Annotated in this window: 20 protein-coding genes and 1 pseudogene; 13 read left to right on the forward strand and 8 right to left on the reverse strand. The window is 70.2% G+C overall.

The features are described 5' to 3' along the window. From fabG to F9C11_RS30085, 9 genes are all read left to right on the forward strand, one after another. Positions 1 to 720, forward strand: a complete 720-nt coding sequence (gene fabG / locus F9C11_RS30045) for a 3-oxoacyl-ACP reductase FabG (protein ID WP_409180712.1) — start codon at positions 1 to 3, stop codon at positions 718 to 720. Next, positions 717 to 1,580, forward strand: coding sequence for a MaoC family dehydratase N-terminal domain-containing protein (locus tag F9C11_RS30050; protein ID WP_409180713.1), 864 nt, complete (start codon positions 717 to 719; stop codon positions 1,578 to 1,580). Before fabG ends, F9C11_RS30050 begins: the two co-directional genes overlap by 4 nt. Next, on the forward strand, positions 1,573 to 2,787 hold the full coding sequence (locus F9C11_RS30055) for an acetyl-CoA C-acetyltransferase (protein ID WP_409180714.1): 1,215 nt from the start codon (positions 1,573 to 1,575) through the stop codon (positions 2,785 to 2,787). Before F9C11_RS30050 ends, F9C11_RS30055 begins: the two co-directional genes overlap by 8 nt. Then, on the forward strand, positions 2,784 to 3,236 hold the full coding sequence (locus F9C11_RS30060; RefSeq protein WP_409180715.1) for a MaoC family dehydratase: 453 nt from the start codon (positions 2,784 to 2,786) through the stop codon (positions 3,234 to 3,236). The genes F9C11_RS30055 and F9C11_RS30060 overlap by 4 nt, the downstream gene beginning before the upstream one ends. Further along, positions 3,236 to 4,924 carry a CoA-transferase gene (locus tag F9C11_RS30065; protein WP_409180716.1) on the forward strand — a complete coding sequence of 563 codons (1,689 nt, stop codon included), beginning with the start codon at positions 3,236 to 3,238 and terminating at the stop codon, positions 4,922 to 4,924. Before F9C11_RS30060 ends, F9C11_RS30065 begins: the two co-directional genes overlap by 1 nt. Next, the gene (locus F9C11_RS30070; RefSeq protein WP_409180717.1) at positions 4,921 to 5,733 is read left to right on the forward strand and encodes an enoyl-CoA hydratase/isomerase family protein; all 813 of its coding nucleotides are present in this window, start codon (positions 4,921 to 4,923) and stop codon (positions 5,731 to 5,733) included. The genes F9C11_RS30065 and F9C11_RS30070 overlap by 4 nt, the downstream gene beginning before the upstream one ends. Next, complete coding sequence (locus F9C11_RS30075; RefSeq protein WP_409180718.1) at positions 5,730 to 6,881, forward strand: CoA transferase; 1,152 nt, start codon at positions 5,730 to 5,732, stop codon at positions 6,879 to 6,881. The genes F9C11_RS30070 and F9C11_RS30075 overlap by 4 nt, the downstream gene beginning before the upstream one ends. Positions 6,882 to 7,176: 295 nt before the next feature. Beyond that, positions 7,177 to 8,010, forward strand: a complete 834-nt coding sequence (locus tag F9C11_RS30080) for a thioesterase family protein (RefSeq protein ID WP_409187006.1) — start codon at positions 7,177 to 7,179, stop codon at positions 8,008 to 8,010. A gap of 101 nt (positions 8,011 to 8,111) precedes the next feature. Next, on the forward strand, positions 8,112 to 8,807 hold the full coding sequence (locus F9C11_RS30085) for a GntR family transcriptional regulator (RefSeq protein ID WP_409180719.1): 696 nt from the start codon (positions 8,112 to 8,114) through the stop codon (positions 8,805 to 8,807). Positions 8,808 to 8,871: 64 nt separating this feature from the next. On the opposite strand, the gene F9C11_RS30090 is transcribed toward F9C11_RS30085, so the two are convergent. Both F9C11_RS30090 and F9C11_RS30095 read right to left on the reverse strand, forming a co-directional pair. Further along, on the reverse strand, positions 8,872 to 9,765 hold the full coding sequence (locus tag F9C11_RS30090) for an HpcH/HpaI aldolase/citrate lyase family protein (RefSeq protein ID WP_409180720.1): 894 nt from the start codon (positions 9,763 to 9,765) through the stop codon (positions 8,872 to 8,874). Positions 9,766 to 9,785: 20 nt separating this feature from the next. Further along, positions 9,786 to 10,955 (reverse strand): CaiB/BaiF CoA transferase family protein, encoded by a 1,170-nt coding sequence (locus F9C11_RS30095; protein WP_409180721.1) that lies wholly within the window; start codon positions 10,953 to 10,955, stop codon positions 9,786 to 9,788. Between the two features lie 154 nt (positions 10,956 to 11,109). Between F9C11_RS30095 and F9C11_RS30100 the strand changes: the two genes are divergently transcribed. Both F9C11_RS30100 and F9C11_RS30105 read left to right on the forward strand, forming a co-directional pair. After that, complete coding sequence (locus F9C11_RS30100; RefSeq protein ID WP_409180722.1) at positions 11,110 to 12,573, forward strand: aldehyde dehydrogenase; 1,464 nt, start codon at positions 11,110 to 11,112, stop codon at positions 12,571 to 12,573. Positions 12,574 to 12,585: 12 nt separating this feature from the next. After that, the gene (locus F9C11_RS30105) at positions 12,586 to 13,980 is read left to right on the forward strand and encodes an MmgE/PrpD family protein (RefSeq protein WP_409180723.1); all 1,395 of its coding nucleotides are present in this window, start codon (positions 12,586 to 12,588) and stop codon (positions 13,978 to 13,980) included. 52 nt (positions 13,981 to 14,032) lie between these two features. Here the strand turns inward: F9C11_RS30105 and F9C11_RS30110 are convergent, their stop codons facing one another. The 6 genes from F9C11_RS30110 to F9C11_RS30135 are packed head-to-tail and all read right to left on the reverse strand — an operon-like array spanning position 14,033 to position 21,907. Next, positions 14,033 to 15,082 carry a zinc-dependent alcohol dehydrogenase family protein gene (locus F9C11_RS30110; RefSeq protein WP_409180724.1) on the reverse strand — a complete coding sequence of 350 codons (1,050 nt, stop codon included), beginning with the start codon at positions 15,080 to 15,082 and terminating at the stop codon, positions 14,033 to 14,035. A 16-nt stretch (positions 15,083 to 15,098) separates the two neighbouring features. After that, complete coding sequence (locus F9C11_RS30115; RefSeq protein WP_409180725.1) at positions 15,099 to 16,586, reverse strand: sugar ABC transporter ATP-binding protein; 1,488 nt, start codon at positions 16,584 to 16,586, stop codon at positions 15,099 to 15,101. Then, entirely contained in the window at positions 16,583 to 17,641 is a 1,059-nt protein-coding gene (locus F9C11_RS30120) for a hypothetical protein (RefSeq protein WP_409180726.1), read from the reverse strand. Before F9C11_RS30120 ends, F9C11_RS30115 begins: the two co-directional genes overlap by 4 nt. Then, positions 17,638 to 19,800, reverse strand: coding sequence for an ABC transporter permease (locus F9C11_RS30125; protein WP_409180727.1), 2,163 nt, complete (start codon positions 19,798 to 19,800; stop codon positions 17,638 to 17,640). The genes F9C11_RS30120 and F9C11_RS30125 overlap by 4 nt, the downstream gene beginning before the upstream one ends. A 10-nt stretch (positions 19,801 to 19,810) precedes the next feature. Continuing rightward, positions 19,811 to 20,887: a sugar ABC transporter substrate-binding protein gene (locus F9C11_RS30130; RefSeq protein ID WP_409180728.1), complete on the reverse strand. Its 1,077-nt coding sequence runs from the start codon at positions 20,885 to 20,887 to the stop codon at positions 19,811 to 19,813. Between the two features lie 36 nt (positions 20,888 to 20,923). Next, on the reverse strand, positions 20,924 to 21,907 hold the full coding sequence (locus F9C11_RS30135; protein ID WP_409180729.1) for an ABC transporter permease: 984 nt from the start codon (positions 21,905 to 21,907) through the stop codon (positions 20,924 to 20,926). 200 nt (positions 21,908 to 22,107) lie between these two features. On the opposite strand from F9C11_RS30135, the gene F9C11_RS30140 reads away from it, so the two are divergent. Together F9C11_RS30140 and F9C11_RS30145 are read left to right on the forward strand one after the other, a co-directional pair. Continuing rightward, on the forward strand, positions 22,108 to 23,178 hold the full coding sequence (locus F9C11_RS30140) for a LuxR C-terminal-related transcriptional regulator (RefSeq protein WP_409180730.1): 1,071 nt from the start codon (positions 22,108 to 22,110) through the stop codon (positions 23,176 to 23,178). Positions 23,179 to 23,187: 9 nt separating this feature from the next. After that, positions 23,188 to 23,391: pseudogene (locus F9C11_RS30145) on the forward strand (nitroreductase family protein); the annotation flags it as partial. Between the last annotated feature and the right edge of the window lie 231 nt (positions 23,392 to 23,622).

Genomic DNA, 23,622 nt, shown 5'->3' on the forward strand with positions numbered 1-23,622 from the left:
ATGACTCTCCTCGCCGGCCGGACCGCCGTCATCACCGGAGCCGCCCAAGGCATCGGACTCGCCATCGCCGAACTGTTCGTCGCCCACGGAGCCCGGGTCGTGCTGGGCGACATCGACGGCGCGGCAGCCGCGAAGGCCGCCGAGAGCTTGGACGCCGTCGGCGTTGCCTGCGACGTCACCAAGGCGTCCGATGTGGACGCTCTCCTGGCCGCGGCGCCCGCGCCGGTCGATGTGTTCGTCAACAACGCGGGCATCACCCGCGACGCGACCATGCGCACCATGACCGAGGACGACTTCGACCAAGTCATCTCCGTGCACCTCAAGGGAACCTGGAACGGTACCCGCAAAGCCGCCGCGATCATGCGCGAACGCAAGAGCGGTTCGATCGTGAACCTGTCGTCGCTTTCGGGGAAGGTCGGCATGGTCGGGCAGACCAACTACTCCGCCGCCAAGGCCGGGATCGTCGGGCTGACCAAGGCCGCGGCCAAGGAGATGGCCCACCACGGGGTCCGGGTCAACGCGATCCAGCCGGGCCTGATCCGCACCGCGATGACCGAGGCCATGCCGCAGAAAGCCTGGGACCAGAAGATGGCGGAAATCCCGATGCGCCGCGCGGGCGAGGTGGGCGAAATCGCTTCGGTGGCGCTGTTTCTCGCTTCCGACCTGTCCTCCTACATGACCGGCACGGTGCTCGAGGTGACCGGCGGGCGGTTCATGTGACCAGCTGGGAACCGCACGCCGTCACCACCGCGGAACTGGTCGACCCCGCCCCGGTCACCGCGCTGGCCGCGCTCTTCGACAACGGACTCCCCACTCCCCGGCCGGGCGACGATCTCCCGCCGCTGTGGCACTGGGTCGCGCTCCCTCGCTGGCCCGCCTCCTCCGAACTCGGCCCCGACGGTCACCCCGCCCGCGGCACGTTCCTCCCGCCGATCGACCTGCCCCGGCGGATGTTCGCCGGTGGAGAAGTCCTGATACACCGCCCGCCCAAGATCGGCGAAACGGTGACCCGGAGGTCCATTGTGGACTCGGTGACGGAGAAGACCGGCCGCTCCGGACCGCTGGTGATCGTCGTGGTTCGAACCGTACTGTCCGGAGTGGACGGTGTGCCGCTCGTCGAGGAACGGCAGGACCTGATCTACCGCGAAGCGGGAGCGACCGCTTCCGAAGCCCCGGCCGAACCCGCCGGCCTCGCCGGCACCCCGTTCCGCCGCGGCGAAGACGGGTGGGACTTCGCGACCGATCCCGCCCTGCTGATGCGCTTCTCCGCCGCCACCGCGAACCCGCACCGCATCCACTACGACTGGCCCTACGCGACCCGGGTCGAAGGCTATCCCGGCCTGGTCGTGCACGGACCGTTGATGTCGCTGGCGCTGGCCGAAGTGCTGCGCCTGGACCACCCCAGCGCGCGGGTCGCCCGGCTGGCCCACCGCAACCTGGCCCCGCTGTTCTGCGGCCAGCCCGCGCGCCTGCACACCGAACCCCGCCCCGGCGGCGCGACCCTGACCCTCCTCGGGGACGCCGGACCGCGCACCAGCCTCGAAGCCGACTACCACCAGGAAGGCACTCCCCATGCGTGACGCCGTCATCTGCGAACCCGTCCGCACCCCGATCGGCCGCTTCGGCGGTGCGCTCAAGAGCGTCCCCGCCGCCGACCTCGGCACCATCGCGCTCAAGGGCCTCCTCGATCGCACGGGCTTGCCCGCCGACGCCATCGACGACGTCATCCTCGGCCACTGCTACCCCACCGCCGAAGCCCCCGCGATCGGCCGCGTCGTCGCGCTCGACGCCGGACTGCCGGTCACCGTCCCCGGCATGCAGGTCGACCGCCGCTGCGGATCCGGACTGCAATCCGTGCTGCTCGCCGCGCTCCAGGTCCAGGCGGGCGTGAGCGAGCTGATCGTCGCGGGCGGCGCGGAAAGCATGTCCAACACCGTCTTCTACGCCAACGACCTCCGCTGGGGAGCCACCGGAGCAGGCGTCCACCTCCATGACTCGCTCACCCGCGGCCGCCAAACCCCCGGCGGCAAGCACTACCCCGTCCCCGGCGGCATGCTGGAGACCGCGGAGAACCTGCGGCGGCAGTACGACATCAGCCGCGAAGAGCAGGACCGGCTCGCCGCTACCTCCCATCAGCGGGCCGTCGCCGCGCAACAGTCCGGGGTGTTCGCCGAGGAGATCATCCCGGTGCCGGTGGAGACGCGGAAAGGCACCGTCGTCGTGGACACCGACGAGCACCCCCGGCCCGACACCACCGTCGAAACGCTTGCCAAGCTCCGGCCGGTGCTCGGCAAACAAGATCCCGACGCCACCGTCACCGCGGGCAACGCCAGCGGACAGAACGACGCCGCCGCCGTCTGCATCGTCACCACCCGCGAACGCGCCGAGCAACTCGGCCTCCGCCCCCTCGTCCGGCTGGTCTCCCACGGCGTCGCCGGAGTCGAACCGAAGATCATGGGCATCGGCCCCGTCCCCGCCTCCGCGCTCGCACTCGAACGCGCCGGGCTCACGATCTCCGACATCGACCTCATCGAACTCAACGAAGCCTTCGCCGCCCAGGCACTCGCCTGCACCCGCGAATGGGGTTTCGGCGAAAAGGATTTCGACCGGCTCAACGTCCACGGCTCCGGGATCTCGCTGGGCCACCCGGTCGGCGCGACCGGCACCCGGATTCTCGCCACCATGGCGCGGGAAATGCACCGCCGCGAAGCCCGCTACGGACTCGAAACCATGTGCATCGGCGGCGGTCAGGGCTTGGCGGCGGTGTTCGAGCGGGTGTCGGAATGAGCCGGGTCTTCGCTTCGGCCGACGAAGTCCGGGCTGCGATCGGCGAGGAGATCGGGCCGACCGCATGGTTCGCCGTCGACCAGGCGCGGATCGACGCGTTCGCCGAGGCCACCGGCGACCGCCAGTGGATCCACACCGATCCCGAGCGGGCCGCGAACGGACCGTTCGGGTCGACGATCGCGCACGGCTTCCTGACCCTGTCGCTGATCCCGTACTTCAGCGCGCAACTGATCCGGCTTGACTTCGGGTCCGCGCGGATCAACTACGGGCTGGGCAAAGTCCGCTTCCCGGCACCGGTTCCGGTCGGCTCGCGGCTGCGCGCGAGCGCTTCGTTCGCCGAGGTGAAAGACGGTGCCGCAGGCGTCACGGTGACCACGCGGTACACGGTGGAACTCGAAGGCGCGGAGAAACCGGCGTGTGTCGCCGAAACCTTGGTGGTCGTGGCCTGATGACCGAGTTCTGCCGTCTGGACGAAGCTGTTGCCCGCCATGTCCGCGAGGGCGACGCGCTGCACGTCATCCTGGGACACAGCCGCTGGAGCGCTCTGGTGCGCGAGATCGCGCGGCAGCACTGGCAGCGGCCGTCGCGGTTCACGCTGATCATGGCCAGCCTGTCCTCGCTCGGCGCGGTGCTGTTCCGCTCCGGGTGCCTGGAGAAGGTCGTGACTGTCTACTCGGGAGACTCGTTTCCCGTGTTCACGCCGAATCCGGTGTTCCAGCAGGCCTACGCGGACGGCACGGTCGAGGTCGAGAACTGGTCGTTCCTGAGCTATATCCAGGGGTTGCGCGCCGCCGCGACCGGCGTGCCCGCGGTGGTCACCGGTTCGGTGCGCGATTCCTCGATGGCCGACAACCCCGGCTACGCGGAGGTCGACACGCCGTTCGGCCGCGTCGGGCTGGTCGCGCCGCTCACCCCGGACGTCGCGATCGTGCACGCGGCGGTCGCCGACCGGCAGGGCAATCTGGCCATCGCACCGCCGATGTTCGAAGGCTCGATCGGCGCGTTCGCCGCCCGGCGCGGAGTGCTGGCGACGGTGGAGAAGGTCGTGGACGACCTGCGGCCGTGGGCTCCGTTCGTCCGTGTTCCGGCGCACCGGGTGCTGGCCGTGGTCGAGGCTCCGTTCGGGGCCCATCCCGGTGGCGTCTTCCCCGGCACCGAGGGCGCGCGGCTGCCGGTCGAGGGCTACGCCGAGGACGTCGAGTTCTGGATCGCCGCCCGGGAAGCGAGCCGTTCGGCGGACTTCGACGGCTGGATCCGCGAGTGGATCCTCCTCGACCATGACACCTACCTGGCGAAACTCGGCAAACCGCGACTCGACCGGCTGACCCGCACCCTCGGGCAGCCGACGCCGCCCACCGGACGCGGCGAACACACCGGACCCGTGACGCGGCCGGAACGCGCGGCGACCTGGCTCGCCGCGCTGGTCCGGTCCCGGATCGCCGAGACCGGAGCCGACGGCGTGCTGGCCGGGGCCGGGCTGGCGAACCTCGCCGCCTGGGCGGCCGTCGAACAGGCGAAGGCGGACGGGCACGACGTCGCGCTGGCGGCCGAACTCGGCCTCTGGGACTACACCCCGACGCCCGGCGACCCGTTCATCTTCAGCTTCGCCAACTTCCCGTCGTCCTCGATGCTGCTCGACACCGAACAGGCGCTCGGGAATCTCGTCAACGGCCCGGCGACCCGGTCGATCGCCTGCGTCGGCGCGGCGGAGATCGACCGCCAGGGCAACATCAACACCACGCGCATCGAAGGCGGTCCGTATCTTGTCGGCTCGGGCGGCGGCAACGACGTCGTGACCGGAGCCGACGAAACCTACGTCGTCGGGACGATGAGCCCGCGGCGGTTCATCGAAAACTGCAGCTACGTCACCAGCCCCGGCGCACGGGTCAGGGCAGTGGTCACCGACCTCGGCGTTCTGACCCGGCGCGACGGCGAACTCGTGCTCACCGCGATCGCGCCCGGGCCCGAGCCGCTGGCCGAACGCGTCGAGCACGTCCGCTCCCGCTGCGGCTGGGACCTCGCCGTCGCTGACGACCTGAGCGAGCTGCCCGAGGTGACCGCCGGCGACGTCCAGCAATTGCGGAAATACGACCGCGAGGGCTTGTTCCTCGGCGACGGCAGGAAAGGAACGGCATGAGCCGCTACGCACGATTCGCAAACCTGCGAGTCGACGGACCCAACGACGACGGCGTCCTCGAACTGGTCCTCGACGCCCCGAACCTCAACGCGGTCAGCGAAGCCGCGCACGCCGACCTCGCCGACATCTGGCGCGAGTTCGACCGCGACCCCGAGGTCAAAGCCGTCCTGCTGCGCGGCGAAGGCAAAGGCTTCTCCGCAGGCGGATCGTTCGATCTCGTCGAAAAACTCGCCACCGACTTCGAAGCGCGCTCCCGCACCATGCGCGAGGCGCGCGACCTCGTCTACAACGTGATCGACTGCTCGAAGCCGATTGTCTCCGCGATCCACGGCCCCGCCGTCGGCGCCGGACTCGTCGCCGGCGTGCTCGCGGACGTCTCCGTCGTCACCGCCAACGCGAAAATCATCGACGGCCACACGCGCCTCGGCGTCGCCGCGGGCGACCACGCCGCGGTGTGCTGGCCGCTGCTGTGCGGCATGGCGAAAGCCAAGTACTACCTGATGACCTGCCGCCCGCTCAACGGCGCCGAAGCCGAGCGGATCGGCCTGGTGTCGCTGTGCGTCGACGACGAAGCCGACCTGCTGCCCACCGCCCGCGAGATCGCACACGAACTCGCCAACGGCGCGCCCACCGCGATCCGCTGGACCAAGCAGAGCCTCAATCTCTGGTACCGCCAGCTCGCCGGCGGGATCTTCGACTCCTCGCTGGCACTGGAGTTCTACGGCTTCGGCGGGCCCGAGGTGCACGAAGGCCTCGCCTCGCACCGGGAACGCCGCAAGCCGGACTTCTCCCGGGTGCACGACGCATGAACCCCGCACTGCTGGCCGGACTCCGGGTCGTGGAACTGTCCGCCTACGTCGCGACCCCGCTGTGCGGACTCACCCTCGCTCAGCTCGGCGCGGACGTCGTCCGGGTCGAACCGCTCGGCGGCGCCGCCGACCGCACCCGCTGGCCGCTCTCCGACTCCGGGACCAGCCTCTACTGGTCCGGACTGAACAAGGGGAAACGGGCGATCGCCGTCGACCTGGAGTCCGAAGTGGACCGCCGCCGGGTGGCCGACCTGATCGTCGACGGCGGCCCGTGCGTGGTCGTGACCAACACCGAACGGCACGCCGACCTCGGCTACGAGGCGCTGAGCGAGCGGCGGCCGGACCTCATCCACGTCCTGCTCACCGGCCGAGCCGACGGCGGCGCCGCGGTCGACTACACCGTCCAGGCCGCCACCGGCTTCCCGCTGCTCACCGGCACCGGACCCGAACCGGTCAACCACGTCATGCCCGCGTGGGACGTCTGCGCCGGGCTGTACCTGGCCGTCGGCCTTCTGGCCGCCGAACGGCACCGGCAGGTCACCGGCGAGGGCCGGTCGATCCGGGTCGCGCTCGAGGACGTCGCGCTCGCCACCGCCGGGAACCTCGGCTATCTCGCCGAAGCCCAGCTCACCGACCACTCGCGCACCAAATCCGGCAACGAAATCTACGGCACCTACGGCGACGACTTCGAAACCGCCGACGGCGTCCGCGTGATGATCGTCCTGCTCACCGAACGACACTGGCACAAAATGCTCGCCGCGACCGGACTGTCCGACGCCTTCGCCGGGCTGAGCGCAACGCTCGGAATCTCGTTCGCCACCGAATCCGACCGCTACCAGCACCGCGACGTGATCACCCCGCTGCTGGCCCGGTGGTTCGGGCAGACGCCGTACGAGGAAGTGGCGGAAGCACTGACCCGGCACCGAATCCTGTGGGAACGCTACCGAAGCTTCGCCGAACTCGGCCGCGACGGCGGCGCGGCACTACGGGAACTGGCACTGTTCAGCGAAGTCGACCAGCCCGGCGCGGGACCACATTGGGCCCCGAAATCGCCGATCCAGGTCAACGGACACCGGCTGGCGCCCCAGCCCGCGCCGGAAGTGGGACAGCACAACGACGAGGTACTGCCGACCTCCGCAAGCCGGTGAAGCAGCAGCGCGCACCGCAGCACTCGGCGGGACCAGCCGCACCCGGTCAGCAAGCTGGCGGGCGAGCCAAGGCAGCCTCTCGGACTAGCCAGCACCCGACCGACCCGTCTGCCCCAGCTGGTGCCGCACCCGAGCGACGAGCCCTTCTCTCCACCGGACACCTGCCCTGCCGAACGAACTCTGCCCTGACTGCTTGCCGCCACGGGCTCGTTCCCGGAGGGAACTCGATCCGGGAAACGCCTCCGCCGCAGTGGATCCCCTCTTCCATATATAATGTTATATTCGTGAAGTGACCATGGCCTTCTTCACCGCGGAACCCGGCCCGGACGGCGAGATCCTGCACCCGCTCTCCGAAGCACGCGCGAGCTGGGGCGGCGGCGCGCAGCTGCGCGGGATGGCGACGAGCGGAGCGCTCGCGCGAGCCGCCGAACGGATCGTCGCACCGGGACTTCTCCGCCCTGTCCGCTGGACTGTCGACCTGCTCCGCCCGGCCGGGTACGTCCCCGCTGCCGCCCGTGCGGAGGTCGTGCGGCGCGGGCGGAGGCTCTGCCTGGTCGAAGCGACGCTGTGGCAAGGGGACGTCCTCGTCGGGAAGGCTTCCGGGCTCTTCCTCGCCGGCGGCTCCCCCTCGGTCGGCACCGCGTGGGCTCCGGAACGCTGCCCCGCGCCGCCTCCGCCGGACGTGTCCCCCGCGACGGACGAACCCCGGGTGTTCCACAGCGACGGAGTCGGCTGGACGGGATCGCCCGATCCCCATCAGAACGCCGCGCGCAAAACCCTCTGGGTGTTCCCGCAGGAGATCGTGCGCGGGGAACGGCCCACCCCGTTCCAGCACGCGGCCGCCGTGGCCGACCTGGTGAATCTCGTGACGAACTGGGGAGACGCCGGCCTCGAATTCATCAATGCCGACCTCACCCTCTCGCTCGGCCGTGCGCCCGCGGCCGACCTGCACCTGGGCCTCGCTGCCGGGCAGCGCGTCGAGCACGACGGCGTCGTCGCTTCGACCGCGACGCTCTTCGACCGGGAAGGGCCGCTCGGCACTGTCAGCGGCAGCGCGCTGCTCGCCGCGGCGCCGGTGGATCCCCGGCGGGTCGGCGCGCCGGAGAGCCTGCCGCCCGTGCCACGATGACCTGCCCTTTGTATATGATGTTATTTCTGGACGGCACGAGACGGCGTCCGACTGACGGCAAGGTCCCTCGAAATCGCTTCGAGGCAGCGGGAAGGTGGCACGTGGCTGACGAACTGGCCCGGCTGCGCAGCGGCGACCGCCGCCAGCAGCTGCCCGAGGAAGTGGCGACTTACGTCCGGGAACTGATCATGTCCGGCAAGGTCAAACCGGGCGAGTTCCTGCGCACCGAACCGATCGCCGAAGCGGTCGGGGTGAGCAACACCCCGGTCCGCGAGGGATTGCTCTCGTTGCGCAGCGAGGGTTTCGTCGAACTCGTGCCGCGGCGCGGGTTCGTCGTCGCCCCGGTGTCGCGCCAGGACGTGCGCGACCTGTTCTGGGCCCAGGCGCAGTTCTCCGCCGAACTGGCCGCGCGCGCCGCCAAGAAGATCACGCCGGACCAGGTCGCCCGGCTCGAAGCGATCAACGAGGATTTCGAGAAGGCCGCAGGCGCCGGCGACGACGAAGCGATCACCCGGCTCGGCCACGAGTTCCACCGCCAGCTCAACCTGGCCGCCGACTCCCACCGGCTCACGCTGCTGCTCAGCTCCGTGGTCAAGCACCTGCCGAACCGCTTCTACGCCGCGATCGAAGGCCACGTCGACCACACTCTCGCCGACCACGCCGAACTCGTGCAGGCCCTGCGCGGCCGCCACGCCCGCAAAGCCCGGACGATCGCGGAGCGGCACATCCTCGACGGGGCCGACAACGTCGTCCGGATGCTCGAAGAGCGCGGTCTCTGGGCAGACGAGGCCGAATAGTCCGCACCGGGCACAGGCCGGGCCCCCGCGGGAGCCCGGCCTTTGTCCGACCGGCGCGAAGCCGTCAGGCGTTCGCCGCGATCGCCTCGGCCTGCGCGACGATCCCCTCCGCGGTCTTCACGTGCGCGATGTCGACGTGCTGGCCTTCGAAGTCCACCGCCGCGCTGCCCGCGGCCTCGGCCGTGCGGAACGCCTCGATCAGCCGGCGCGAGTGGTCGACCGCCTCGGGCGCCGGCGTGAACACCTCGTTGGCGATCGCCACGTGCGAGGGGTGGATGCACACCATGCCGCGGTAGCCGAGCTGCTTGTTGTCCACGCAGAACTGGCGGGCGCCGTCCAGGTCTCGGATGTCCTGCCACACCCCGGCCACCGGGTGGTGCAGCCCGGCCGCGCGGGCGGCGAGCACGATCCGGCTGCGCAGGTAGAGCGTCTCCAGCCCGGCCGGAGTGAACTCGAAGCCCAGTTCACGGCCGACGTCGGCGCTCGGGCCGGTCGCGCCGAGCAGACTCGCGACCCGGGGCGTCGCCGCCGCGATCTCCTCGCAACGCGCCATCGACGCCGCGGTCTCGTAGCTCACGATCAGCCCGACGCTCCCGGCCGGCAGCCCTTCGCGCGCCTCGATGTGCGACACGACCGCGTCGATCCGCACCAGCTCCTCGGCGTCGAACACCTTCGGCAGGAACAGCCCGGCCAGTCCGGGCCGGATGACCGCTTCCAGGTCCGCGCCCTGAAGGCCGCTGACCGACGCGTTGGGCCGCACCCAGAGGTCCGGGCGAATGCCCTGGGCGTGCAGCCGGTCGATCGTCTCCGCGACAACCGGGCGCGCCTCGTCCTTGCTCGCGGCGGGCACGGAGTCCTCGAGGTCGAGGATCAGCGCGTCGGCGCCCGACGCGAGACCCTTGTCGGCCCACGAAGCCTTGTGGCCGGGCACGAAAAGCATGGAACGGTACGGCTTCATCAGTGTTCTCCAGTTGTCGGTCAGGATTCGTACAGGACGCCGGTCGCGAACAGCTTTTCGACGTCTTCGGCCGCCAGCACCTCGCTCGCGACCGCACGGGAATCGGCGCCCACCTTCGGCGCGACGGGAGAGCGATCCGGACGCTCGCCGCCGAACGTCCACGGCGGGCGCAGCAGCGCGAGACCGTCCGGCTGGCGGTCGGCGAGGTCCAAATGCCGCACTTGCGGATGGTCGAGGTAGCCGGTCATGGACAGCACCGGAGCGAACGGCACGTCGTGTTCGGTCAGCACGCGCTCCCAGTGCTCCTTGGGCTTGCGCGCGAACTCCGCCTCGACGATCGGGACCAGCTCGAAGTAGTTCGCCTCGCGCGCCCGGTACTCGGCGAACCGCGGGTCCTCCAGCAGGTCGGTGCGCTCCAGAGCCCGGCACAGCGACTGCCAGAACTTCTGCGACGACGACAGGTGCACCGCGAGGTACTCCCCCGTCGAAGTGGGCACGCAGAAGTTCTGCGCCTGCGGATGCCGGCTCGTCCGGCTGGGGTCGTGGCCGAGTTCGAAGGCCTGGGTGATCCCGTCGGCGGTCAAGGTGCTGACCGCTTCCATGATCGAGGTTTCCATGCGCTGCGGCTGTCCGGTCTTCAGCCGGCCGACGAGCGCGGCGAGCACACCGGCCGCCGTGGTCAGGCCGGTGACCAGGTCCGCGCTCAGCCCGCCCGCGAGCTGCGGCCGCCCCTCGTCGCTGAACAGCGAGTAGAGGCCGCCGAACGCGTGCCCGATCGTGTCGTAGGCGGGCCGGTCGGCCAGCGGCCCGGTGGAGCCGAACCCGGTCACCGAGCCGTAGACCAGGTCCGGGCGCAGCGCCCGGCAGTCCTCCGGGCCGAGGCCCATCGCGGCGAGCTTGCCGGGGCGGAGGTTCTCCAGCAGCACGTCGAAGCGCGGCACCAGCGCCTTGACCAGGTCGACCCCTTCGGCCGTCTTGAGGTCGACCGACAGGCTCCGCTTCCCCGCGTTGTACTGGCGGAAGTACGGGCTGCCGTCGTTCATCCGCCGCCGGAAGTCCTCGCCGAGGACCGGCTTCTCCACCTTGACGACCTCCGCGCCGAGGCCGCACAGCATCGAGGTCCCGAACGGGAGCGAGATGTAGCCCCCGATCTCCAGGATCCGGATGCCGTCGAGTGGCTTGTGCTGCATGTCGCCCGCCTTCGTTCAGGGGTGGGTCTAGATAATATTTTATATTATTCAACGGTGTGCGCGTCAACCCGCCGGAGCGAGACCCTGGTCTAGATATTTTATATTACGTATGCTTCCGGGAGACTTCCCCCGGAACGGCAAGGAGCGTGCACTGATGCCCGCGCAACCCCCGCTGTGGCAAGGCCACTACGACAAGCTCTTCCTCGACGGCAAGTGGGCGGCGCCCGCGTCCGGCCGGGTTTTCGACGTGGTCTCCCCCTCGACCGAAGAGGTTCTCGCCCAGGTCGCCGAGGGCGGCGAAGCGGACATCGACACCGCCGTCTCCGCCGCGCGGCACGCGTTCGATCACGGTCCTTGGCCCCGGATGCCGCTCGACGAGCGCATCGCCGCGCTGCGCAAGCTCAGCGCCGCACTCGCCGAACACGAAACCGAGATCGCCCGGCTCGTGAGCGCCGAGATGGGCTGCCCCATCACGCTGTCGACCAAGATGCAGGCGATCGGCCCCCGGCTGCTCCTCGACGCGTTCCTCGACCTCGCCCCGGACTACCCGTGGCAGGACACCCGCCGCTCGGCGACCGGGCACGCGCTCGTCACGCGCGAGCCGGTCGGCGTGGTCGCCGCGATCGTGCCGTGGAACGCGCCGCTGCTGATCACGATGATCAAACTGGCCCCCGCGCTGCTGGCCGGGTGCACCGTGGTGCTCAAACCGTCCCCGGAGACGCCGCTGGACGCGTACCTCCTCGGCGACCTGCTGGACAAGATCGGGCTGCCCGGCGGGGTGGTCAACATCGTTCCGGCGGGCCGGGAAGTCAGCGAGTACCTGGTCCGGCACCGCGGCGTGGACAAGGTGTCGTTCACCGGGTCCACCGCGGCCGGACGCCGGATCGGCGCGCTGTGCGGCCAGGACCTGCGCCGGTGCACGCTCGAACTCGGCGGGAAGTCCGCGGCGGTGCTGCTCGGCGACGCCGATCTCGACGCCGCGATCGCCGCCGTCCGCGCCGTCTCGCTGCGCAACACCGGACAGGTCTGCAGCAACAAGACCCGCATCGTCGTCGCCCGCTCGCTCCGGGACGAACTCCACGACCGGCTGGTGGACCTCATCGGGTCGATGCCGGTCGGCGACCCGTTCGACCCGGCGACGGAGATCGGGCCGCTCGCCAGCGCGGCCCAGCGCGCCCGTGTCGAGGGCTATCTGGCCGACGGCAAGGCGTCCGGCGCGTCGCTGCTGATCGGCGGCGGACGGCCGGAAGGGCTCGAGCGCGGCTGGTACGTCTCCCCCGCTGTCTTCGCCGACGTCGACCCGGACGCGAAGATCGCCCAGGAGGAGATCTTCGGCCCGGTCCTGACCGTCCACACCTTCGACACCGAGGAGGAGGCGGTCGCCATCGCCAACAATTCCGACTACGGCCTCAACGGGTCGGTGTTCTCCGCCGATCCCGAGCACGCGCTGGCCGTCGCCCGGCGGATCCGCACCGGCACCGTCGAGGTCAACGGCAACCCGGTCGGCTTCACCGCGCCGATCGGCGGCTTCAAGAACAGCGGCATCGGCCGCGAGGCGGGTCCGGAGGGCTTCGACGCCTACGTCGAACTCAAGTCCTACGGCCTGCCCCTCTCCTGAAAGGCAACCACAGTGAGCACTTTCTCCCCGGTCGAAGAAGCAGCCGCCCGGCTCGTGACCGACCTGACCTTCGACGCGATCCCGGCCGAGGCCCTCGCCGGGGCCCGCAGGCTGCTGCAGGACCAGCTCGCTCTCCAGGTCGGCAGCGCGGCTCTGCCGTGGAGCCAAGCCGTGCTCGACGTGACGCGGGCTTCGCACGCCCCGGGAACCGCGCATGTCGTCGCGAGCGGCGACGCGATGAGCGCGGCCGACGCGGCGTTCGTCAACGCGACGTTCGGGCACGGCTTCGAATACGACGACGCGCATCGCGCCAGCTCCGCGCACCCGGGCAGCTGCGTGGTCTCGGCGGCGCTGGCCGTCGGCGAAGAACTCGGCGCCGACCTGCGCGACGTGCTCGCCGCCGTCGTCGCGGGCTACGAGGTCTACACCCGGATCGGCACGCTGGCGAACCCGGACCTGCTGATCCGCGGGTTCCACCCGCACGGCCTGCTGTCCGCCTTCGGGGCCGCCGCGGTGGTCGCCAAACTGCGCGGTTTCGACGCGGAGACCACCGGACACGCGCTGTCGATCGCGCTCAGCCACGCGTCCGGCACCACCGAGTACACCTCCGGCGGCGGGTCGATCAAACGCGTGCACTCCGGCATCGGCACCCGGAACGGCATCCGCGCGGCAGAACTGGCGGCCGCCGGGATCACCGGCCCGACGACCTTCCTCACCGGCGGCAAGGGGTTCTTCCGCGCCTTCGCCGGGCTGGACGTCGGCGAGGAGGCCGCGGTCCATTTCGGACTCGACCGCACCTTCGAAATCTCCCGCATCTGGCTCAAGCCCTACTGCTGCTGCGGCATCAACCACGCGTACGTCGACGGCGCCCGGCAGCTGACGGGGAATCCGGACCAGGTCGAATCCGTCTTGCTGGGCATCCAGACCGGCGGCGACGTCATCATCGGCAACCAGAACCGCCACGCCTACGCCCCGACGATCATCGAGCACCTGCAGTACAGCCTCCCCTTCCAGTTCGCGCTCTCGATGCTCGGCCGCGGCAACGGGTTCTCGACGCATCAGGCATACCTGGCCGGGCAGCTGGACCTGAGCGAGGACAGCGACGTCGCCGCGCTGGCCCGCAAGGTGAAGATCGAGGTGCGGCCCGACCTGGACGAGCAGTACGCCGGACGCTGGGTCGCGGACCTGACCGTGTCCTATCGGGACGGCGCCGCCGAGCACGTGTTCGTGGACAATCCGGTCGGCACCGCGGAAAACCCGATGTCGCAGGCGGATCTGGACGCGAAGTTCCACGACGTGCTCTCCTCGGCGCTGCCCGAGGACCGGCGGGCCGAACTTCTGCGCGCGATCAAGGACGGCGACCTCGACCAGCCCGTCGCCGAATTCGCCAAGCTGCTCCGGCTCTGAGCGGACGAAAGCGCCGACGGGTCCGGAGGAACCCGTCGGCGCTTTCCCGGTTTCAGAACTCGATGACCGCCTTGCCGCCCGTCTGCTTGTCGAAGGCGGCATAAGCCTCGGCCGCATCGTCCAGCCGCCAGCGATCGGTGAACACCCGGTCCGCCTCGACGCCGTGCCGGGCGATGAACCGGGCGCACTCCGCCTGGCCCGCCGGCGAGAAGGTGTAGGAGCCGACCACCGTCAACTGCTTGCGGATCAGATCCGGGCTGACCTCGAGCGTCACCGTCGACCCTTCGCCGACGAACGCCACCGCGCCCCACTTCGCCGCCGACTTCACCGCCGCGGCCCGTGCGGGCGGAGCACCGGAACAGTCGACCGCCTTCGTCACGCCCTTGCCTCCGGTCAGCTCCCGGATCGCTTCGACCGGGTCGGCCGCGGTGGAGTCGATCGCGTGCGCCGCACCGAACTCCTTCGCCCGCGCGACGCGTTCCGGCGCGATGTCCACCGCGACGACCTCCGCGCCCATCGCCGCGGCGAGCTGTACCGCGGCCTGACCGACCGGGCCTTGGCCGAACACCGCCAGCCTGTCGCGGGCGTTCACCTCCAGCCGGGTCAGCGCGCCGTACGCGGTGCCGGTGCCGCACGAGATCGCGGCGCCGGCGGCGAAACTCAGCTCGTCCGGCAACGGGACGAGCGTCCGCGCCGGCACCTTCAGGTAGTCCGCGTGCCCGCCGTGCGCGGTCGCACCGTAAATCACGTTGCCGCGCTCGCACATCTGCGGCCAGCCCGTCCGGCACAGATCGCAGAACCCGCAGCCGTCGTAGTGGTGGACCATCATCCGGTCCCCCACCCGCACGGCGCGCGAGTCGACCGCAGGCCCGACCGCCGCGACGACGCCGCACGGCTCGTGCCCGCCGATGAACCCGGCGCCGTCGCCGATCATCCCGAACGCCGCCAGCGCCTGACCGGCGGGGGCCCGGTAGAAGTGCAGGTCGCTGCCGCACATCCCGGAGGCTTTCATCTCCAGCACCACTTCGTCCGGGCCGGGTTCGGGATCGGCGAAGGTCTGGATCTGCAGGACCCGGTCGCCTTGGAAAATCGCTCCGCGCATGAGAATTCCGTCCTTGTCAGTGCACCGCGGCGAACATGAGGCTTTCCTCGTCGGCTTCCTCCGGGGAGAACTCCGCGGCGATGCTGCCCGCGCGCGCTACGAGCACGCGGTCGGACAGCGCCTGGATCTCCGGCAGGTACGAGGAGATGACCACGACCGCGACCCCGTCGTCGGCGAGCGCCCGGATCATCGCGTGGATTTCGGGGATCGTGCCGAGGTCCACGCCGCGGGTCGGCTCGTCGATGATCGCGACGAGCGGTTTCCGGGTGAGTCCCTTGGCCAGCACGATCTTCTGCTGGTTCCCGCCGCTCAGCTCCTCGACGGTCGCCTTCGTCGGCTGCAGCGTGCGGACGTGGAATTGTTCGACGAACCGTTTCGCGACCGATTTGCGCGCACCGGGCCGGAAGAGGAACGGCAACCGCCGCGCACCGCACAGGTGCCCGAGGTAGATGTTGTCGGCGATCGTGAGATGGCTGAAGAAGCCGGAGGCCTTCCGGTCCTCGGTGATGTACACGATCCCGGCTTTGCGCGCCTGCCGGGGCGTGCGGAATCGCACCGGCTCGCCGTTGAGCCGCACCCGCCCGCCACGAAGGCGGCGCCGTTTCAGGATCCCGCTGACGATCATCGCGGTCTCGCTGCGCCCCGCGCCGACCAGACCGTAGATGCCGACGATTTCCCCGGCGTAGGCGGAAAACGCCATGTTCCGCACCACCGGCAGCAGCGTCACGTCCTCGACCTGCAGCGTCGGCGTCGGCTCGGGTGCCCGGTTCGGCTCCACCCGCCCCATCTCGACCGTGCGGCCGACCATCATCTTCACCACGCGGTCGCGGCTGAACTCCGGCCTGTCCAGCGTCCCCTGGACGACGCCGTCGCGCAGCACCGTGATCCGGTCCGCCTGTTCGAACGCCTCGTCGAGCATGTGCGTGATGAAGATGACGCCGATCCCGCGCTTTTTAAGCTGTTGCATGGACAGGAACAGCTGAAGCCGCTCCTCCGGGGTCACCGACGACGTCGGCTCGTCCAGGATCACCAGCTTCGCGTTGCGGTGCACCGCGCGGGCGATCTCCACCATCTGCTTCTGCCCGACGCCGAGCGCCCCGGCCGGGACGTCCGGCCGGATGTGGAAGTTGTGCGATTCCAGCAGCTCCCGCGCCGCCACGTTCAGGTGGCCGAGGTTGTTGAACACCTTCTCGTCGCCCATGAACAGGTTCTGCGCGACGGTCATCGACTCGACCAGCGAGCCCTCCTGGTAGACCATCGCCACGCCGGCCTCGACCGATTCGCGCGGCGTCGTGAACGCGCGCGGCGTCCCGTCTACCTCCAAGGTGCCCGAATCGTGCGCGACGGCCCCGGAGACGATCTTGACCATGGTGGACTTGCCCGCGCCGTTCTCGCCGAGCAGGGCGTGGATTTCTCCCGGCCGCACGTCGAAGTCCACACCGTCGAGCGCGTACGTCCCGCTGTAGCGCTTGCTGATGTTCGTCAGCCGCAACACCGTGCTCATGCGTCCTCCAGCCGCAGCAGGTTCCGGGCGCCGCGCGCGGCGGCGACTGCTTGTCCGTTGTGGACGGTCACGCCGGTGACCCCGTGCCGCGGGCTGTCGACCCGGGCATGCGCGCTCTCGGCCACGCGGCCGGTGGAGTCCATCCGGAACACCAGACCGCACGACCGCGCCGGGGCCCAGCTCTTGACCACGCCGAGCACGCGCAACTGCCCCATTTGCATCGTGTCGGTGAACGGGTCGCCCGCGCGCAGCCGCGGCACGAACCATTCCTCCGGGCTGATCGTCTCCGTCATCTCGGCCAGCAGCGCGGGTTCGTCCAGCAGCAGTTCGGTGACCCGGTTGCGGACGTAAGGCGCGGCGAACCACCAGCCCTCCCCGGCGACGTGCACTCGCCCCGGGTAGACGGGAAGGTTCGCGCTCAGCACCCGGCCGCTCTTGCCCAGGGCAGACCGTGCTTCCACTCGGTGGTCCAAGCTCAGCGACAGCAGCACCTCGTCTCCGGCGACGCCGACGCCCGACGGCCACGCAAGTCGCTCCGCGACCACTTCCGCCCGCGCACCGTCGACTCGCACGAGCAACCCGGACCGGTCGCCGGTGACGAGCGCCCGGGGCCACTCCGCGACCTTCGTCGAACCAACGGTCGCCAGCAGCGCGGCCCCGTCCGTCGCGAGCGCCGTCACGCAGGTGGTGACCGGCGCGTCGGTGCACAAGTCCTCGGTCTCGCCGGATTGCGACACCGCGACCAGGCCACGCCCTTCGACTGCCGCGATGACCTGTTCGTCGCGCACGGTCAGCGCCGTTACCGGGCTGCCGAACGAAGCCAGCCGCGTCACCTCGTCCGCACGCACTGTGCAGACGTCGTTGCCGCTGCTGAACACCAGTCCCGCGGCGGTCGCGACCACGTCGTCCGGCTCAAACTCGCCCGCGGGCAGCAGCTCCGCCGCGGCGTCCAGGCGGAGGTTCGGCCGCAGCCCGGTGTCCATCGGGGGCACCGTGCGGGCGCGGCCCCAGTTCGGGTTGATCCATTCCTTCACGGTGTCCAGTACCGGGCTCATCGCACCGCCTCCGCCGCCTCGCGCACGGCGGTTCCGGGGACGGCGGCCGGGTCGATGTCGCCGATCTCGCTCGGGTCCAGTTCGAGCCTGCCGATCCGGTTGTTGCTGACGCCGCACAGGTACAGGCGCCCGTCGCGTTCCTTGACCGCGGTCACCATCGGGTAGTTCTCCATCGTCTCGTCCCACAGCACGGCGAGGATCTCGCCGCGGTCGCTGAACTTGATCGCGCAGGAGGTGTTGAGCTGCGGCACCACCCAGTTGTCGACCGCCGCCTCGCGGGTCATCCGCCGCCGCACCGCCGGGTAGCGGCCGAGCAGGTCGGACATCGGGGTCCGCATGGCGCACAACGGCATCCAGTAGTTGCCGTCGGAGGACCGGTTGATGTTGTCCGGATAGCCGGGCAGGTTTTCCAGCACCGGTTCCAGCTGTCCCTTCTTCGGCCCGGCGATCCAGAGCCGGTCGACGCGGCACAGCCCGGTGCTGGCGATCAGGATCGACTCGCCGTCGTGCGCGGTGCAGATGCCGTTCGGGAACACGTAGTTCGACACCACGACTTCGGTCTTGCCGTCGGGCGTCACCCGGATCACCCGGCCGTTCGGGCGGAATTCCACCAGCTCCAGCAGGAAGTCGGCGGTGTTCGTGCGGGTCGAGAAGTCCGAGGCGTAGATCGAGCCGTCCGGCGCGATGTCGAGGTCGTCGATCGCCCGCAGTCCCGAGTCGTCGATCAGCGACAGCGGGCTGCGCTTGACCTTGTTCGCGACCAGTTCGGGTTCGCCGTCGGCGCCGATCCGGTAGATGCCCATGCCGCCGACCGCGACGACCAGCCGTCCTTGCGCGTCCCACGCGTGGCCGCACGGGAATCCGCCGGTGCGCGAGAAGATCTCGCCCTCGGAGTCGTCCAGGCCGCGGAACCGCCACACCCAGCCGCGCTGGTCGCCGCAGTAGACGTTGCCCTCGGCGTCCACCGCGCAGTCCTCCGCGCCGCGGATCTTGCCGAGCCCGACCGGAGGCGCGCCGGTCAGCCGGCGGTTGAGCGACCAGACCGTGCCCGGCTTCGTGACGTCGATCAGCGGACCGAGCCGCAACCGCGCCGGGTCGATCTTCAGCTTCTCCACCGCGCGCTGCCGGTACTTGCCCCATTTGAGGTCCAGCACGGTGAACACGAGCAGCACCGCGGCGAGGATGACGGTGTAGTACGAGCCCTGCGCCCCGTCCGAAACGGTCGCCTGCTCGATGATCGTCACCACCGCGACGCCGACGGCCGCGCGGAGCACCGAACCGCGTCCGCCCTTGATGCTGACGCCGCCGAGCACCACCGCGGTCAGCGCGATGATCTCCCAGCTGTTGCCGACGTTCGGGTCGGTCCGGGCCAGCCGTGCCGACGTGAGGATCGCGGCGGTGCCGGCGAGCGCGCCGGACAGGACGTAGGTCCAGAACGTCACGGCGGTGACCGGGATGCCGTTGCGCCGCGCGGACCTCCGGTCCGAACCGGTCGCGGTGACCCACCAGCCCCACCGGGACCGGGTGAGCGCGAGGTGGACCACGAGCAGCACCACCGCGAAGAGGAACCACGCGGCCGGGATGCCGAGCACGCGGCCCTCGCTGAGGAAATCCCAGACGAGCGACGGTTTCGTCACGCCGATCTGCGTGCTGTTCGCGTTCTGCAGCACCGAAGCCGCGCCGCCGAAAGCGATCAGCGTGACCAGGGTGGTGATGAACGGGCGCATCCGCAGGATCGCGATGAGGAACCCGTTGATCGCCCCGAGCACCGCGCCGGCGGCGATCGCGGCCGGGACGACCAGGGCGGTCGGCCACAGCCACACCCGGTCGGCGACCATCGCGCCCAGCCCGCAGAACCCGACGACCGAGCCGACCGAGAGGTCGATGCCGCCGCCGACGAGCACGACGGTCAGGCCGATCGCGAGCAGGCCGTACTCGGACACCTCGTCCAGCACGAGCGGCGCGTTGGCCGCCCCGACGTTGGTCGTGGCGAGCACGTAAACGCACAGCGCGAGCGCCAGGACCAGCGGCACCGCGCCTTCCATCCACCGTTTCTCGAACAGCTCCGAGACGGTGCGGTAGCGGGCGATTCTTTCCGAGGGCCGGCCGCCGGTCATGCCGAACGCGTCCAGCCCGCGCCGCAGCGGAGATGTAGTCATCGGTCCCCGCTCACTTGCTCTGGTAGCACGCGATGGTGGTCTGGTCGATGTTCGCCTTGTCGACCACCGTGCTCGACACGTATCCGACCGAATGCGCGGTGCCCGGTTTCGCCCCGTTGGTGAGCAGGTTCTGCACCGCCACCGCTCCGGCGGCACCGATGCCCTGGACGTCGTAGGCGGCCGAAGCGGTCACCGTGCCTTGTTTGAGGGCGTTGCACCAGTCCGCGTCCGCGTCGAGCGTGTAGACGCCGACCGAACCCGGGGCGACCTGGCCACGGCCTTCCGCCGCCTTGACGGTTTGCCCGACGGTGATCGAGTTCAGGTCGAAGGTGACCAGGAAGCCGCACACCTTGCCCTGTTGCTGCTGCAGCACCGATTCCGCGGCGGCCTGCGCCTGGGCGTTCTGGAACTGCGAGTGCGCGACAAGGGTCTTGTACCCCTCCTTCTCCACGACGTCCTTGATGCCCTGGTCCCACAGGATCGAGGCCGGGTCGTTGCCGGGGCCGTCGATGACGGAGATGGTCTTGGGGGCGTTGCGGGAGTTGCAGTCCGAGACCGCGCGCTTGGCGATCGACTGCGCCGCACCGTAGACGTCGACGCCGACGAACGCGTCGCCGAGCCGGGTGGAGGGCATGTTGAGCACCACGGTGTAGATGCCCGCCTTCTGCGCCCGGTCGATCGCGTTGTCGAGCAGGCCGAGGTCCTGGTTCTGCAGCACGAGCACGTCGGCGGCCTTGCGCGCGATGAGGTCGTTGATCGTGCTGATCATCCGGTCGCTGCTGAAGTTCGAGTCGTAGACCTTGAACTCGGCCCCGAGGTTGCCGAACGTGCGCTGCATGGTGGTGCCCCAGTTCTCGGTGAGCTTGTAGCCCTTGTAGAGAATCGGGACGAAGGCGATCCGCTTGCCCTTCATCGCGTCGTGCGACTTCTGCCGCATCGGCATCAGCTGCTCGTTCGCGCCGAACACCGCGTTCGCCGCGGCGGCCGCCGAATCCGACGACCCGCCGCCGACCGAACAGGCGGACAGGCCCGCGGCGCCCAGCGCCGCCGACGCGGCGAGCACGAACAGCTTCCTGGTGGTCTTCATGTGCTTCCTACTTCCGTTCCCCGGCGTCGTCGCCGGTCACAGTTCGCCGGATTTCTCGGTTTCCTCGTTGCGCGGATGCAGCCACGCGTCGAACGCGATCGCGGCGGCCAGCACCGCGCCGCGGATCAGGTCCTGCACGGCCGTGCTCAGTCCGTGCAGCACCAGCAGGTTGTTGAGCACGCCCACGAACAGCGCCCCGGCGAGGACGCCCAGAATCGTGCCGCGCCCGCCGGACAGCGAGACGCCGCCGATCACCACCACGGTCAGCGCGGTGAACAGGATCGGGTCGAAGGACGTCACCGTCGTCTGCACGCTGCCCTGGATCGACACCGTCACGAAACCGGCCAGCACGGCGAGCAGCGCGGACAGCACGTAGGTGAGGATCTGCAGCGGCCGCACCGGCGCGCCGGTCGACCGGGCGGTCTCGAAGTTGTCGCCCATCGCGCGGATCAGCCGGCCGGGCGAGGTGAAGGCGGCGAACAGCCAGGCGAGCAGGAACGCACCCGCCGCGATCAGCACCGGACGCGGCACGCCGAGCACGGACCCGCCGCTGAGGTGCGACAGGAGCGACCCGGCCGGCACGCCGTAGACGTTCTGGCTGAGGAACAGGATGTCGATCCCGCCGATCGCCAGCATGCCGGTCGCCAGGGTCGCGAACAGGGCAGGCACCTCGAAGACGGCGACGAGGACGCCGTTGACGAGCCCGATCGCCAGCGCGAGCGCGGTCATCAGCGCGATCGCCTGCCATTCCGGCATGCCTTCGCCGAGGAACGCGAGCGTCGCCTGCGCGCAGCCGAGCCCGATCCCCGCCACCGAAAGGTCCAGCCCCTTGCCGAGGATGACGATCGCCTCGCCGATCGCGAGGATGCCGAACGCGGCGGACAGGTTCAGGATGCTGCCGAAATTGCCCGCGGTGAGGAAATTCGTCGTCGTGGCGCCTGCGGCGAGCGCGAGCAGCACGGTGATGACGAGGACCAGGTAGGTCTGGTCGAAGCCGCCGAGGCGTGTCCGTAGCGGCACGCGCGGCTTCGTTGCCACTGATGCGGTAGTCATGGGATTCCCGGTTCGATGGGTGGGACAGCGCGGCCAGTGTGTCGGCCGTCACCCCGGCTCCGCATCTGTCGCCGGTCGTATTCCGCTACCCCGTTCGGCCGATCGCCCGGCTGGCCCCGGCGCCGGTGCGGATATATAATGTGCGAAATGTCGGCAAGGGAGCTGCCATGAACGCGACGGGCTTTCCGCGGCTCGACAGCGTCCGCCTCGGCGCCGAACTCGCCGAAGAGGTCCGCGAACTGGGGCTGGACGCGTGCACTCTCCTCGACCGCGCGCTGCCGGTCGGCCGCTGCGCCGAGGTGCTGTCCGCGAAACGGCTGCTCGGCCAGGTCTGGGACGCCGCCATGGCCGAGCTGGGCACGGCTCCGGCACCAGACCGGCTGCCGGGGCTGACCGCCCTGTTGAGCCGGGTACGGGAGCTGGAGTCCCGGGTGGACGATGCCAAGGTCGCCGACGGGGTAGCGACGATGCGCCGCGTCCGCCGGGCGCTGACCCGCCTGCACACCTCGTCGACCGCCGACGAAGTGCTCTCGCGCGCCGACGAAGAGGCCTGCACGATCGGGTTCGACCGGGTCTTGGTTTCCACAGTGGACGATGCGACCTGGGTACTGCGGAAAATGGTGATCGAACAGGACCCCCGGCTGGCCGCGGAAATGCTCGCCGCCGGCCGCGAGGCCCCGCCGCGGCTGGACGGATCGCTGGTCGAATCCGACGTCGTGCGGCAGGCCCGTGCCGGTCTCGTCTACGACGTGCAGGAGAACCCGCGCGTGAACCGGCAGCTGGTTTCGATGTCCGGCTGCACCTCGTACGCCATCGCGCCGTTGCGGGCCTACGGAAAGGTCGTCGGGCTACTGCACGCGGACAGCTATTACTCGCCCCGCCGGGAAGTCGACGCCACCGACCGCGCAGTGCTGAACCTTTACGCGGAAGGCGTGAGCGAGACGCTGGCCCGGGTGTCTGTCCTCGAAGGACTGGCCTCGCTGCGGGAGGGAATGACCCGGCTGGCCGCCGACGTGCGCATCGCTCCCCCGCCGGAGCCGGGCCCGCCGCGCCATCCGCTGCTGTCCGCCCGCGAAGCGGAGGTGATCGACCTGATGGCCCGCGGCGACGCGAACCGGGCGATCGCTCGGAAACTCTCGATCTCCGAGGGGACCGTGAAGACGCACATCACGCACATCCTGCGCAAGCTCGGCGCGGCGAACCGGGCGGAGGCGGTGGCGTACTGGCTGCGGAACTGAGCCGCCAACCTGCTCGCCGCGCGGTGGAGCTGCCGCGCCTGCCAGGATCGGCAGGTGCCGGAACCGGTCGTCGAGCGGCTGCTGACGCTCTCCCAGCGAACGGCGTCGTGGTGCACCACGCCGCCCTGGCAAGTCATCGTCCCCAGCGGCGCGGCCACCGAACGCTTCCGTTCCACGATGACCGAGTGGGCGCACGACCACCCGGCGAAGTTCGACTTCGCCCCGCCCGCCGAATATCGCGGCGGGTACCGGGACCGCCGGCTGGCAGCTGTACCAGGCGGTCGGCGTCGAACGAGGAGGCCGGGAAGCGTCCGCGCGGCAGGCGTTCGAGAACTTCCGCTTCTTCGCCGCCCCGCACGTCACGATCCCCGGCGACCGGAAGATCCTGCTCGGCATCTCGTTCGGCTACCCCGACGAGAACCATCCGGCGAACAGCCACCGCAC

It is taken from the genome of Amycolatopsis sp. VS8301801F10, assembly GCF_046195355.1.
Classification (GTDB): domain Bacteria; phylum Actinomycetota; class Actinomycetes; order Mycobacteriales; family Pseudonocardiaceae; genus Amycolatopsis.